General features: G+C 57.1%; 11 protein-coding genes. 7 read left to right on the top strand and 4 right to left on the bottom strand.

Annotated elements, in window-relative coordinates; translation table 11 throughout:
- Positions 1 to 28: 28 nt before the first annotated feature.
- From gpmI to AC2TDJ_RS10175, 3 genes are read left to right on the top strand one after another with little or no spacing between them, the layout of a single operon-like run.
- Complete coding sequence (gene gpmI / locus AC2TDJ_RS10185; protein WP_480841815.1) at positions 29 to 1,546, top strand: 2,3-bisphosphoglycerate-independent phosphoglycerate mutase; 1,518 nt, start codon at positions 29 to 31, stop codon at positions 1,544 to 1,546.
- Positions 1,543 to 2,676 (top strand): murein hydrolase activator EnvC family protein, encoded by a 1,134-nt coding sequence (locus AC2TDJ_RS10180; protein WP_480841813.1) that lies wholly within the window; start codon positions 1,543 to 1,545, stop codon positions 2,674 to 2,676. The genes gpmI and AC2TDJ_RS10180 overlap by 4 nt, the downstream gene beginning before the upstream one ends.
- Positions 2,677 to 2,682: 6 nt before the next feature.
- The gene (locus AC2TDJ_RS10175; protein WP_480841811.1) at positions 2,683 to 4,026 is read left to right on the top strand and encodes a S41 family peptidase; all 1,344 of its coding nucleotides are present in this window, start codon (positions 2,683 to 2,685) and stop codon (positions 4,024 to 4,026) included.
- Positions 4,027 to 4,078: 52 nt separating this feature from the next.
- On the opposite strand, the gene AC2TDJ_RS10170 is transcribed toward AC2TDJ_RS10175, so the two are convergent.
- From AC2TDJ_RS10170 to AC2TDJ_RS10160, 3 genes are all read right to left on the bottom strand, one after another.
- Positions 4,079 to 5,605 (bottom strand): MFS transporter, encoded by a 1,527-nt coding sequence (locus tag AC2TDJ_RS10170; protein WP_480841809.1) that lies wholly within the window; start codon positions 5,603 to 5,605, stop codon positions 4,079 to 4,081.
- A gap of 98 nt (positions 5,606 to 5,703) precedes the next feature.
- A complete protein-coding gene (locus AC2TDJ_RS10165; RefSeq protein ID WP_480841807.1) occupies positions 5,704 to 6,063 on the bottom strand; it encodes a hypothetical protein in 360 nt (119 codons plus the stop codon).
- Between the two features lie 11 nt (positions 6,064 to 6,074).
- Positions 6,075 to 6,836, bottom strand: coding sequence for a DUF6478 family protein (locus AC2TDJ_RS10160; RefSeq protein WP_480841805.1), 762 nt, complete (start codon positions 6,834 to 6,836; stop codon positions 6,075 to 6,077).
- A 244-nt stretch (positions 6,837 to 7,080) separates the two neighbouring features.
- Between AC2TDJ_RS10160 and AC2TDJ_RS10155 the strand changes: the two genes are divergently transcribed.
- The 4 genes from AC2TDJ_RS10155 to AC2TDJ_RS10140 are packed head-to-tail and all read left to right on the top strand — an operon-like array spanning position 7,081 to position 13,322.
- A complete protein-coding gene (locus AC2TDJ_RS10155; protein WP_480841803.1) occupies positions 7,081 to 10,170 on the top strand; it encodes an ABC transporter transmembrane domain-containing protein in 3,090 nt (1,029 codons plus the stop codon).
- On the top strand, positions 10,160 to 11,059 hold the full coding sequence (locus AC2TDJ_RS10150; protein ID WP_480841801.1) for a CPBP family intramembrane glutamic endopeptidase: 900 nt from the start codon (positions 10,160 to 10,162) through the stop codon (positions 11,057 to 11,059). Before AC2TDJ_RS10155 ends, AC2TDJ_RS10150 begins: the two co-directional genes overlap by 11 nt.
- 59 nt (positions 11,060 to 11,118) lie before the next feature.
- Positions 11,119 to 12,051 (top strand): acetyl-CoA carboxylase, carboxyltransferase subunit beta, encoded by a 933-nt coding sequence (gene accD / locus AC2TDJ_RS10145; protein ID WP_480841799.1) that lies wholly within the window; start codon positions 11,119 to 11,121, stop codon positions 12,049 to 12,051.
- Positions 12,048 to 13,322: a bifunctional folylpolyglutamate synthase/dihydrofolate synthase gene (locus AC2TDJ_RS10140; protein WP_480841797.1), complete on the top strand. Its 1,275-nt coding sequence runs from the start codon at positions 12,048 to 12,050 to the stop codon at positions 13,320 to 13,322. Before accD ends, AC2TDJ_RS10140 begins: the two co-directional genes overlap by 4 nt.
- Positions 13,323 to 13,382: 60 nt before the next feature.
- Here the strand turns inward: AC2TDJ_RS10140 and zapE are convergent, their stop codons facing one another.
- A complete protein-coding gene (gene zapE / locus AC2TDJ_RS10135; protein ID WP_480841795.1) occupies positions 13,383 to 14,441 on the bottom strand; it encodes a cell division protein ZapE in 1,059 nt (352 codons plus the stop codon).
- Positions 14,442 to 14,443: the final 2 nt, after the last annotated feature.

Here is a 14,443-nt window from a genome sequence, read left to right as displayed (position 1 = left end):
TGGCCAAGAGCAGTAACCGGAGTCCCCAATGACCGCGCCCAAGCCAGTTGTTTTGTGCATTCTCGATGGTTGGGGCCTGTCGGATGACACCGCGGCCAACGCGCCCTTTCTGGCAAATACGCCGACTTTTGACGCGATCATGGCCAATGGGCCGCATGCGACACTGATCACCCACGGGCCCGATGTGGGTCTGCCCAGCGGGCAAATGGGGAATTCCGAAGTCGGGCACACCAATATCGGCGCTGGTCGCGTGGTGGCGATGGATCTCGGACAAATCGACCTGGCAATCGAGGACGGGACGTTCTTTGACAATGCGGCCCTGAAGGAATTCATCGCTAAGGTGAAAGCCGCGGGAGGTACCGCGCATCTTATGGGTCTGGTCTCGGACGGTGGTGTCCACGGGCATCTGAACCACATTGTTGCAGCGGCCAATGCCATTGACGACGCAGGCGTTCCGGTTGTTTTGCACGCGATCACCGATGGGCGCGATGTGGCTCCGAAATCTGCATTTTCCTACATTGCGGAACTGGAAGACCGCTTGCCTGAAGGCGCGCGGGTTGTCACGGTCAGCGGACGCTATTTCGCAATGGATCGCGACAATCGGTGGGAGAGGGTGTCAGAAGCCTACAATGCCATTGTCAAAGGGCAGGGGCGTGTGGTTCCGAACGCTCATTCCGCAGTCGATCACGCCTACAACCAGTCCGAGACCGATGAGTTCATTACCCCGAGCGTTCTGGATGGTTACCACGGCCTATTGGATGGCGACGGGTTCTTCTGCCTCAATTTCCGCGCTGACCGCGCCCGTGAAATACTGCGCGCCATTGGTGAGCCTGGGTTTGCCGAATTCGACACGGGTGCGCACCCACACCTGTCGGCCTTGCTGGGCATGGTTGAATACTCTGACGATCACAATGCCTATATGACGACTGTGTTTCCCAAACGCGACATCGTCAACACTCTGGGCGAGTGGGTTGCGAAACAGGGTCTTCGTCAATTCAGGCTCGCCGAGACCGAAAAATATCCGCACGTCACCTTTTTTCTGAACGGCGGCAAGGAAACACCTGAAATAGGTGAAGACCGTTATATGCCCAAATCGCCGAAAGTGGCGACATATGATCTGCAGCCCGAGATGTCGTCGGCCGAGGTCACGGCTAAGTTTGTCGAGGCGATTGGGGAAGGATATGATCTGATCGTCACCAACTATGCCAACCCGGACATGGTTGGGCATACCGGTGATCTGCAGGCCGCCATCAGAGCTTGCGAGGCGGTGGATAAGGGTCTGGCCCAGGTGGTTGCCGCCCTGCAAAAGGCTGGCGGCGCGATGATCGTTACCGCGGATCACGGCAATTGCGAGGTCATGGTGGACCCTGATACGGGGGGTCCCCATACGGCGCATACTTTGAATCCGGTACCTGTCGCTTTGGTCGGCGGGCCAGAGGGTGCGCGCTTGCGGGACGGTCGCCTGTCCGATCTGGCACCCACTTTGTTGGCACTGATGGGTCTGCCCAAACCGCCGGAAATGACCGGGGAAAGTCTGCTGACATGAGGGTAACGGCCGCTGCCGTAGCTTTGTTTCTCTGGGCGGTTCCCGCTCAGGCTCAAAGTGACCCGTCTCAGGCGGCTTTGGAAGCTGCGCGGATGCTGGAAAAAGCTTCGATCGCATTGACCGAGGCCGACAGCGCCCGGGATCGAGTGCGCGCCCTGACAGAAACGATCCAGGCATTCGAGGCCGGACTGACAGTCATGCGGGACGGTTTGCGAAAGGCAACCCTGCGCGAAGCGCAACTCAGCGCCGAACTGAGGGCCAGCGAAAAGGACATTGCGCAGTTGCTGGGCGTACTTCAAACGATCGAAACGACCGCGCCACCTGTATTGATGTTGCACCCGTCCGGGCCATTGGGTGCAGCGCGTACAGGGATGATGCTATCTGAAGTCACGCCCGGTCTGTCTGCGCAGGCACAGGCGCTGTCAAATGATCTGAACGAAGTCAAAACCCTGCGCCAGTTGCAGCAAAGCGCCGCAAAGACCCTGACTGAGGGCCTGACCGGTGTTCAGGACGCCCGTACTCGCTTAAGCGAAGCCATAGCGGATCGGACTGACCTTCCACGCCGCTTTGTGGAAGATCCGGTGCGCACGGCAATCCTGATCTCTTCCACGGAAACGCTCGATGGGTTTGCAAGCGGATTGTCAGAGATTTCAGCCGGTGAGATAATCGAGTCGCACGCCAGCGTTTCAGACAGAAAGGGCGGCATATCGCTGCCGGTACAGGGCGTGTTGCTGCATAGGGCCGGGGAAACGGACGCCGCGGGCGTCACGCGGCCCGGACTTCTTCTTGGCACACGCCCGCGGGCGTTGGTTACCACGCCAACAGCGGCGACCATCCGATACCGCGGCCCGTTGCTGGATCTGGGCAATCTTGTGATCCTCGAGCCTCAACCGGGTTTGTTGTTTGTGTTCTCGGGCCTGCAGGAGGTCTATGGTCAGGCCGGAGAGGTGATTCCCGAAGGCACTCCGGTGGGCCTGATGCCCGGAGAGACACCCGGAATCGGCGCAATTATGTCAACAAGCGGTGATGGCACTGGAACTGATCGGTCAGAAACGCTCTATATAGAGGTAAGACAAGATAACACTCCCGTTGACCCGGAAGCGTGGTTTCAGACGGATAGGAATGGATAGACGAGTATGAAAAGATTTCTGATCGCCGGAATAGCCGGGACCTTGGCAGGGATGATCGCAACAACTCAGATCGCGGGACCGTTGCTTGCGCAGGAGGCTGAAAACAAGGCCAGCGTCTATGAACAACTGGATCTGTTCGGAGACATCTTCGAACGCATACGCGCCCAATACGTTGAAGAGGTAGAGCCGGAAGAACTGATCGAAGCCGCAATTGATGGCATGCTGACCTCGTTGGACCCGCATTCCAGCTATTTGTCGCCTGATGATGCCGAGCAGATGCGCGTGCAGACTCGCGGCGAGTTTGGCGGTCTGGGTATCGAGGTCACACAGGAAGAGGGCTATGTCAAAGTCGTCTCTCCCATCGATGACACGCCAGCAGACGCCGCGGGGATCGAAGCGGGTGATTTCATCACGCATGTGGATGGCGAGAGCATTCTGGGTTTGACGCTGGACAAGGCGGTGGAACTGATGCGCGGGCCGGTCGGGTCCGAGATCGTGATCACCGTCGTGCGCGAAGGTGAACAGGAACCTTTCGATATCACCATCATCCGAGACACAATCAAGCTGACTGCTGTTCGGGCCCGCACCGAAGGTACCAGCGTTGTCTTGCGTGTGACCACTTTCAACGACCAGACCTTTCCCAATCTGGAATCCGGGCTTGAGGAACAGATTGAAGAGGCCGGCGGCATCGAAAACGTCAATGGGATCGTACTGGACCTGAGAAACAACCCGGGCGGTTTGCTGACACAGGCAATCAAAGTGTCCGATGCCTTCCTGAATGAGGGCGAGATTGTCTCGACCCGTGGTCGCGATCCCCAGGATGGCGAGCGTTTCAACGCAACACCCGGCGATCTGGCTGAAGGCAAACCTATTGTGGTTCTAATCAACGGAGGTTCGGCTTCGGCCTCGGAAATCGTTGCCGGTGCGCTTCAGGATCACCACCGGGCCATCGTTGTGGGCACTAAGAGTTTTGGCAAGGGATCGGTCCAGACAGTCATGCCCCTGCGCGGCGATGGAGCCATGCGGCTTACCACGTCGCGGTACTACACTCCGTCTGGCCGCTCGATTCAGGCATTGGGTGTCAGCCCCGACATTATCGTCGAACAACCGCGCCCCGCGCCTGCAAACGAAGAGGAAGACGAGTCGAATGCCCGCACCCGCTCCGAGGCGCAACTGCGGGGCAGCCTGAATAATGACAGCCTCAGCGACGATGAAATTCGTCAGATCGAAGAAGATCGTGCCAAAGCGGAAAAAACCGCCGAATTGCGCAAAGAGGATTATCAACTGGCTTATGCCATCGACATCCTGAAAGGGTTGGCGGCAATGAATCCTACCGGGCCCTCGCAGTAACCGGGAACACGATCAGGGGGCCGCAGCATGAAGCGGCCCTTTTTTTTGGCGTTCAGCCTTCGACTTTGTGCAATTTCTTTTCGTCCAACATCAACGCCAGTACGATCCCGAACGCGACCGAAAATGCGGCAAAGACAAAAGCCATGTTCATGCCGGTATCAAATGCGGCCGCGATTGCAGTTTTGACTTTTTCAGCCTCGGCTGAACTCAGTTTCTGCATGACTACCTGCGCCGAAGCCGTGTCCAGCGTACCGCCGTTTATGGTTTTCTGATCGGCTTCGGACATCTTTATGCCAGCTTCACTGAGCAGATCGCGAAGACTGGACAGGCTGGCGACATACATGATGGCAGTAGCGCAGGCGACCGAGATTGCACCGTATACCAGATGCGTCATGAAGCTGAGGCCGCCTACCAGTCCTGCACGCTCGGGTTTTACGGCACAAACCGCTGCAGTGCCCGACGGACCCACAGTAAGGGTTGCGCCAAGCCCGATCAGCGCCATGCCCGGCAGGATCTGGAAATAGCCCAGACTTTCCGGCATCACCACAATGCTTGCCGCGCCCACGGTGGCGCAAATATAGCCCCAAAACAGCAGGCGTTTGGGGCCGAAGTCATTGTACAATGTACCTGAGATGATGGACCCGACAGCCAGCAATACCGTCAACGGCGCAAGCCCTAAGGCGGACTGAAAAACCGACCAGCCAAGCACCTTTTGCATGTATTGTGGAAAATAAAGCAGCGCAACGAAGGCTGCTGAAACGTTGAACATATTCAGCCCCAACGTGATCAGAAATTCTCGGTTCTGCATCAGTTGAGGCAGCAGCAGCGGTTCCTTTACCCGCTTTTCGACCCTTGGGAATAGAACGAAGAGAACCGCACTGACGAAGAACAACAGGAGCAGCGGAACAGAGGTCCATCCCCAATCCGCGCCAACATCCAGGCCGTAGAGCAACAGCAAAACCGCAAAGGACAGAACGCCCAATCCGGCGAAATCGATATGCTCGCCCTGCTTGTGCTGAGTTTCCTTTTCCATCAGCAGGACCGCTGTCGTTATCGAGATGCTCGAAAACACGACATTCGCCAGAAAGAAAAACCGCCAGTCACCGAAGTCGACCGCCGCGCCGCTGATCATCGGGCCGAAGACGTTGCCGGTGGTCACGCCTGCAAGGATTAGCCCCATGACCATCGCCCGGTGTTCAGGTTTGGACACTTTGGTCGCGCCAAAAGCCAGTGTGCAGGGCCAGACGCATCCCGCGCCGATCCCCTGCAACGCACGGGCACCGATCAGATAGTCCAGCCCCGGCGACACAAAGCAAAGAATCGACGCGAACAGAAAGATCGACAGACCAATGATCATCACTTTGCGATGTCCGTACATGTCGCCAAGGCGTCCACCGGTAACCATCGTCATCGCAAAGAACAGCGCGTAGATATTCAGCACCCATTGCGTACTGGTGATATCCGCATCAAAGCTGTTCTCAATGGCCGGGACCAGCATCAGCGCGCCCGTGAAATCGATGCCGATGCCAAATGCCGTCACCATCAGAGTGATGACCTTAACGATGCTCGTGCGGTCCATTGGGTTACCCCGCTTGATCCCGATCCTTTAATGATGCACGGAAAATGCGGAAATAACAGGAAAATTCCTTCTGGGCCGTCACTGATACCCCAAAGTGTTCACCGATCCTGGCTTTGCATTCGACGGAAAGCGCGTTTCAGCATGTCCAGCTCGGCGCGCAACAGGGCGACCTCGGCTTGCAGGTCATCCGCTGCAGGAGACCCGGCAATTACTGAAAAGGACTCCAGTTTCTGACCCGAGGTGGCATCGCAGATAACAAAGGTATGAATGCCTTCGGACAAGGCCGAAACCGGAACGGGAAAGCGCAAGTTCCACCCGTCGCTGTCTGGCGCGACCTCAACGCCCGGAACCGTTTCGCTGTGGCACAGAACCTCAATCTCTGGGGTTTTCGGGCTGGACAGATGCCCTTCCCAAATACCGTTTTCGAACCGGGTCGGGGTCAATGTGATATCGGCCATGGGTTTTCCATTTACATGTCCGCCCGGTGATGGCGACAGAAGGTCAGATCGCGCAGGACTATCCGGTTCATGGTTGGCCGGTCAAGGATCAGGTCCAGCCAGACTTTTTCAATCCTGCGCTCGTTGATGTTCAGGTGCGCGAGATCAAAATCCACCGAAACGTCTGGGTTGGTCATTTCCAATTCCCTCAGGACCTGCTCGGTGTTGGGCCCGTGCTGGATGTTTAGCCGGGCAAAACCTCCGGTGGGTCGTTCGGCCTCGATGACCGCATCGACCCGCATCAGGTGTTGCCGGGTCAAGCCCGCCGCGGCTTCGGTCGGCAACTCGATGGACAGGGACAAAAAAGTCCCCTGAAACTCGAATGCTTCAAGCGCAAGACTGAAAGGCGCCAGATCCTTGTCCCTTCGGTTTCGGAGTTGCCGCACGGCAATCTCTGCCAGGTCACAATCGTGAAACAGTGTCACTTGCCCGTCCATCGCTGCCTTGCGCGAAGCCGACGCTATGCCTGGTCGGGCCAAAGGCCCACGCCAAAGATCCGGGCGCCAGGACCAATCCGTGCCCAGGGGTTTGGGAAACTGCGTTGAACCGATCATTGGACGAAGCAACCGACCATCTGCCTTCTGGATCAAACGATCCAGTTGCACCCGCAGCACCCGAGCCGCATCGCGCTGACGACGCAGCGTGGGCAATGCGGCCTTGTCTGCCTGTTGCCCCGCCAGGCGCCAGCGTGAAAGAACCTTTTGGTTCAAGAAACGGTCCAGAAGTCTGCCCATGCTGTTATCGTCCGTAATTGATCCTCTTTAGTCAAAGATCAGGCGCGGGTTAAACCCGTCTTGATAAATTACTTTCGGAAAATGCCTGAATTGTGAATGGGTCGGATACCAGCGCAGGTATTTTGCGGATTTCTCATAGCCCGCATTCTTGCAATAGGGTGATACGCGGCTTACCGTCTGCGCTCTGGTCGTAGGCATACTCACATGGTGCCGCAGGTCAACGAAACAGGCGATAAGGCAGGGCATGGAACCCACCCTATTTTCATTCATCTGGAAATACTCAAAAAAACAGCAACTGGTCCTCTTGGTGCTGACCGTGCTGTCTTTCCCGTTTCTGTACGCCTCGCTGGAGTTGCCAAAGCAGATTATCAATGATGCGATTGGTGCGCCTACCAACACGGTAACCATATTCGGATGGACCGTAACTCAGGTTCAGTACCTGATGATCCTTTGCTTTGCCTTTCTGGCTACCGTGATTGCCAGCGGCCTCATGAAAATGCGCATCAATACGATGAAAGGTGTGCTGGCCGAACGCATGCTGCGCCGCCTGCGGTTCACACTGATCAGCCGGTCCATGCGCTTTCCTAAGTCCTATTTTGCCACCACCAGCCAGGGCGAGCTTGTCTCGATGATCACCTCCGAGGCGGAACCGATGGGGGGGCTGATGGGCGACGCCATCGCACAGCCGGTGTTCCAGTTCGGCCAGATGATGACCATTGTCACGTTTCTGTTCATGCAAAGTGTGTGGTTCGGCCTCGCCAGTATCGCACTGATCCCTCTCCAAGCATGGCTGATCCCCAAGTTGCAACGTCAGATCAACTTGCTGAACAAGGACCGCATTCAGGAAGTCCGGCGGCTGAGCTCTGAAATCGGGGAAAGTGCCGCGGGCATCAGCGATCTGCGCACCAATGGTGGATGGCGCTATCGTCTGGCCCAGTTCAGCCACCGGTTGGGCACCTTGTTTGAGATCCGGTACAAGATCTACAACAAGAAATTTTTCATGAAATTTCTGAACAACCTGATCACTCAGATAACCCCGTTCCTATTCTATTCGGTGGGCGGTTATCTGGCGATCACGGGTGAAGTAACGGTGGGCGCCCTGGTGGCCGCGCTGGGGGCCTACAAGGATCTGAGCGGTCCGTGGAAAGACCTGTTGACCTACTACAACCAGGTTCAGGATATGTCCCTTCGGTGGGAGATCGTCACCGAACGCTTCGCCCCTTCGAACATGATCCCGGAAGAGCTTTTTGACGGCGAGCCCGAGACCATTCCCCGTCTGACCGGCGAAATCGAACTGCGCAATGTGACCGTGCGGGATGATGACGGCAAGACGATCCTGGAAGACATCGATCTGACCATCCCAAAGGGTGCGCGTGTGGCCATTCAATCCACGCATGCGTCCGAACGCAGTGCTCTGGCACAGCTGCTGACGCGCGAGTTGATGCCGGCGCAGGGCGAGGTCATCATGGCCGGCCATAACCTCAACGACCTGCATCAAAAGGTAATCGCAGCCCGCATCGGTTACGCCTATTCCCGGCCGTATCTGTTTGACGGTACGCTGGGTGATAACCTGTTGATGCCGCTGCGCACCCATCCGCACCACGAAGATGAGGCCTTAAAAGTCCCTTCGCGGCGTCAGATCGAAGCCGTGCGCTCCGGAAACTCACCCGATTCGCTAAGCGAAGAATGGGTCGATCCGGGGTTGGCCGGACTGGAGGATATTGAGGATATCCGCGACTGGTGGTTCAAACTGGTCGAAGCGATGGGAATTGACGAGTTCATGTTCCGCCGCACCCTGCGGTCGCAGTTTGACCCTGATCTGCATCCGGTTCTGGCGCAGGAAATCGTGAACCTCCGAGGCATCGTGGCTGATCGCCTGCGGGAAAAAGGTTTGGACAAATACGTTTACAGATTTGATCCCGCTGCCTTTAACCCGGCGGTTCCTTTGGGTGGAAATCTTTTGTTTTCGGCCCCGTCCCATGACATTTCTCCGGATTTGCTGGCCGGGGACGGGCGTTTCCTGTCTTTGCTGACCGCGCACGGGCTGGACGATGATGCGCTTGGCATTTCCGAAGCTGTCCTGGAAACGCTGAACCAGACCTTTGGACGCGATGGTGCTGACCATCCGCTTTTCCTGCGGCTGGGTTTGTCAAAGGATATGTTTCACCGCCTTCTGGACATCTGGGAGCGGCGCAGGACAAAGGGTGAGGCCGACCTTAGTGACAAAGACCGCGCGTTGCTGCTGACCGTGCCTTTCATGCTGACAGCCGAACAGATCGGACCGAGTTTCCCGGAGGAGTACAAAGAAAAAATTCTGGCCATTCGCCAAAACCAGGCCGAAGACCTGAGAAACGCCATGGGCGGGATGTTCGTTCCCGTTTCGCCAGAAGCCTATCTGCCGCGCCTGACTGCGCTCGAAAACGCGTTGTATGGGCGGGTTTCCATAATGGCTGGTTCGCATGCCGAAGCAATCGAAGACCTTGTCGCCGAAGTCATGAACGAGGCTGGGCTTCGTCGACGTGCAGCCGCTATCATCTATGATCTGCCGTCAGGTCTGGGTGGCAACAACCTTCCGACGGTGTTTCAGGAACGTGCCTCGTTCTCGCGGGCCGGAATCAAACGCCCCGATGTCCTGATTCTCGACAAGGCGCTGGCCAGTCACGATTCTGAAAGCCGCCTGCGCACGCGACTAAAGCTGCGGGAATTGCTGCCAGATTCCATCATGATCTTCATGGAAGATCACTTTGCCCATCCCGAAGCCTATGACCTGTTCGTAGAAATCAAGGACGGCCGCATCGACGGTGTTTCGCGCACGCGGATCGAGACCGACGACAGCGGCTCGGATGATCTGAGCCGCAAACTCAAGATTATATCGTCTACTGAGCTCTTCTCGCGCCTGGACGGTCGGAACCAGAGATTGCTGGCGTTTTCTGCCCAATGGTACGAAGCCGCCGCCGATCAAATCATCTTTGCGCGTGGTCAGGTCCCGGACGCTGCCTATCTCTGCATCTCGGGCGAGGCAAATCTGTATTGGCAAGGTCAGGATGGTCAAAAACGACTGATATCCACAGTCGAACCTGGCCGCCTAATTGGCGATCTCGCGATCATTACGGGTGAGATGCGCCAAATGGACTTGGTTGCCACCACAAACTGCACCTTCCTCAGGATCGGGGCCGAGGAACTGCGGGCGGTTATTGAAAGTGATGCGACTGTGGCGATGCAATTGCTCGAAACCGTTGCGGGATACCTGACGCTCCTTGCAGAACGGGTGCGCGAATCAAATATGCCTGTTGGAGAAGAGACACAGATTTCGGAGTCTCAAAATGCTGGCTGACCGGACAGGAAGGGTATACGCCAGCCACGAGCAGCTGGTCGCGGACGCCCGACATTACCCGGAAATCTGGCGTCTGATCGTCGGTTTGGTGGTCGTTACAGTCATCATACTTGCCATGAACGCCGTGCTGTTTATTACCGTTGCAAGTCTTGGTCCTCCGGACTGGGTCGCGGACTTTCTGAACGGCGCGACACCGATTTCTCTGCTTGTTGTTCTTTTCAGCTTTGCCTTTGCGACGCTCGGAGTTGGCATCGCCGCCTGGCAACTGCAGCATCGGACGCTTGGTTCAATCGTCGGAGACCGTATCGAAGCCTTTTGGCAGTTCTGGCGGGTACTGCGGGCCTTGATTCTGCTGGGAGCTGTCCTGCTGATCCTACCCCCTTATGATATGGGGGCTCCCCTGGTGCCCAACTTGTCATGGTCCATGTGGTTGGTGCTGTTACCCCTGTCGATCCCCGCCGTTCTGGTTCAGACCAGCGCCGAGGAAATCCTGTTTCGCGGTTACATTCAGCAAAGCCTGGCGGCCCGGTTCCGGTCGCCGCTGATCTGGATGGTACTGCCTTCGGCCTTGTTTGCCCTTGGGCATCACACACCTATCGCAGCCGGCGACAATGCGTTTCTGATCACCGCCTGGGCCTGCATCTTTGGTCTGCTGTCAGCCGATCTGACGGCGCGTTCCGGCACGCTGGGACCCGCGATTGCATTGCATTTTTTCAATAATTTCTCGGCTCTTCTTCTGATTTCCATACCTGACAGCCTCAGCGGGCTGGCATTGTATCATTTGCCGTACACCATGTCGGATACCGGTATCGTCCGGCAATGGCTGTATGTAGATTTCGCCATCATGATTGTGGGTTGGCTGACGGCAAGACTTGCGCTCAGGCGTTGATTGCAATTCCTTCCGTTGCGTCTTATTTGACGTCAACTCCGTATTAGCAAGGTTCCGACATGAACTGGATCACAAACTACGTCCGCCCCCGGATCAACTCGATCTTCTCGCGCCGGGAAGTGCCTGAAAACCTTTGGCACAAGTGTGACGAGTGTGGAACGATGCTGTTCCACCGCGAGTTGGCGGAAAACCAGAATGTCTGTACCCAGTGCGATCATCACATGGCGATCACTCCGCGAGAGCGTTTCAGTCACCTCTTCGATGGTGGTATTTTTGCCGAAGTGAAGGTGCCTGCCCCGAAAGAAGACCCTCTGCAATTTCGGGATCAGAAGAAATACCCTGACCGGATGAAGGCGGCGCAGAAAAAGACCGGTGAGAAAGAGGCGATGCTGGTCGCAACAGGTGAGATTGGCCGCACGCCGATCGTTGCAGCCGCGCAGGATTTCTCGTTCATGGGCGGCTCGATGGGCATGTATGTGGGCAATGCCATCATCGCAGCCGCGCAAGAGGCAGTGAGGCTGAAACGGCCCTTGATCCTCTTTTCGGCTGCAGGTGGCGCACGCATGCAGGAAGGCATTCTCAGCCTGATGCAGATGCCACGCACCACGGTGGCCGTTGAAATGTTGAAAGAGGCCAATCTGCCTTACATTGTCGTGCTGACTCACCCCACAACAGGTGGTGTCACCGCGTCCTATGCGATGTTGGGCGACGTGCATATTTCGGAGCCCAATGCGTTGATCTGCTTTGCCGGGCCGCGCGTGATCGAGCAGACCATCCGCGAAAAGCTGCCCGACGGGTTCCAGCGGGCCGAGTATCTGCTGGATCACGGTATGCTTGACCGCGTGACCAAGCGCACAGAGATGCGCGATGAACTGATCACCATCACCCGCATGCTGATGAACCTGCCGCCGGCAGTCAAAGGTGACCTGCCAGCGCCCGGTCCTGAAAACGCTGCGGAACAACCACCTGCCGAAGATACGGACGAGAAATGACCACCCAATCCTCGGACATCATCCTTGACCGGATGATGGCGCTGCATCCAAAGATCATTGACCTGACTTTGGATCGTGTCTGGCGTTTGCTGGCCGCGTTGAACAACCCGCAAGCCAAACTGCCGCCGGTTATTCATATCGCGGGCACAAACGGCAAAGGTTCAACTCAGGCGATGATCCGCGCGGGTCTTGAAGGCGCAGGTCTGAGTGCCCACGCTTATACATCGCCGCATCTTGCCCGGTTTCACGAACGCATTCGACTGGCCGGAGAGCTGATCTCGGAACCTGACCTGACAGCGGTGCTGGATGAGTGTTACGCAGCCAACGGCGGCGAGAATATCACCTATTTCGAGATAACCACCTGTGCGGCCTTGTTGGCTTTTTCGCGCGTGAAGGCGGACTACACGCTTCTTGAGGTCGGTTTGGGCGGTCGGCTCGACGCCACGAACGTGATCGGTACGCCTGCCGTTACGGTGATCACGCCGATTTCGATCGACCACGAACAATTCCTCGGCGACACTCTGGGCAAGATCGCGGCGGAAAAGGCGGGCATCATCAAACCCGGAGTCCCGTGTATTGTAGGCCCGCAACAGGACGAAGCGCTGGAGATTATCGAATACACTGCAGCGCGCCTGGGGGCACCTCTTCTTGTCCACGGCCAGCACTGGCATGTGCACGAGGAGAACGGAAGGCTGGTCTATCAGGACGAAACCGGCCTCCGAGACCTGCCATTACCCAACCTGCTGGGCGCGCATCAGATACAGAACGCTGGTGCGGCTGTTGCTGTCCTACGTCATCTTGAGCTTGGCGATGAGGCGTATGAGGCTGCGGTCAGCAAGGCCGAATGGCCCGCCCGGATGCAGCGTTTGAAGACAGGCCCCCTGGTGGAACAAGCCCCGCAGGCCGAGCTCTGGCTGGATGGGGGCCACAATGCCGCCGCCGGGGTGGCATTGGCCGAAGTTCTTTCCAAATTGCCAAGCTGCCCGACCCATATGATTTGCGGTATGCTTAACACAAAAGACGTGACCGGCTATTTGGCGCCATTGGCCAAGCAAGTCCAAAGCCTGACGGCGGTATCCATTCCGGGTGAGGCCAATACGCTCAGCGCCGAAGAAACCGCCGCTGCGGCTGGTAAAGTAAATCTGACCGCAACAACAGCGGATAGTGTCCCGCAAGCGCTGTCATCTATAATTGCGGAAACCCCGGACGCCAGAGTTCTGATCTGCGGCTCACTCTATCTGGCCGGAAACATCTTGCGCGAGAATGGATAGGCATTCTGCGGCAGGGGGAATACAGCGAAAGGTAGTGACGGGCCGACGTAGGGGCGCACCCTAGTGTCCCCAATTTTGGCCCTGCATCTCGCGCAGGCGAGAGGCCGTGCGCTCGAATTCGAAAGTTCCTTCACCCTCGACATACAGCATCTCGGGTTCTGCTGCGGCCGAGCAGATCAGCCGAACGCGTGCCTCATAGAGGGCGTCGATCAACGTCACGAAGCGCTTGGCTTCGTTGAAGTTGTTCCGCGACAAGCGCGGAATGTCCTCGAGTACCAGAACCTTGACGGCTTCGGCGATGGCCAGGTAATCCGCCGGCCCCAGCATTCGTCCGCACAGGTCATAGAAAGTTGCCCGCGCCACACCATTCCGGAAAGCCGGGAGTTCGACCTCGCGCCCATTGACCTTTAGGCCCAGAGGTTCGGCAGGACCCCCTGACAGATCGCCCCACACCGCCCTGATCTTTGCCCGAGCTTCGGGTCCGATCGGAGAAAAGTAAATCGGGGAACCTTCCAACCGGTTTTGCCGGTAATCCGTGGGCGAGATCAACTCCCACACTTTCAATTGTTCCTTTATGTGGTGAATGAAGGGCAGAAACAGCTGCCGGTTCAGCCCATCCTTGTACAGATCGTCAGGGTGCCGGTTCGAAGTCGTGATCACGACAACCCCACCTTCGTGCAGCATGTCGAATAATCGGCCAACGATCATTGCATCGGTGATGTCGGTAATCTGCATCTCGTCAAACGCCAGCAATTTCACTGATTTGACGACCCGCTGAGCCACCGGCGCCAATGCGTCTTCGACACCTTCCTCACGGGCTTTGTGCAAACCTGAATGTATCTCCTGCATAAACGCATGAAAATGAACGCGTCGCGCCGGAATATCGCCCAGCGTTTCGACGAACATGTCCATCAGCATTGACTTGCCTCGGCCGACGCCGCCCCAAAGATACAACCCTTTCGGTGGCGGTGGTGCCTTTCGAAACAACCCACGCTTGACTGGCTCTGCCAGCGCGCTGCGAATACGTTCGAATTCCGGAAGAACCGCCTCTTGCGCGTCGTCTCGCGTCAAAGTGCCATCCGCGATGCGGGATTCGTAAAGCGAAATCAAATCCGTCATTC

Source organism: Ruegeria sp. HKCCD6647-2, from assembly GCF_057221075.1.
Note: the sequence above shows the minus strand (reverse complement) of the source record. Positions and strands in the feature narration are given on the sequence as shown.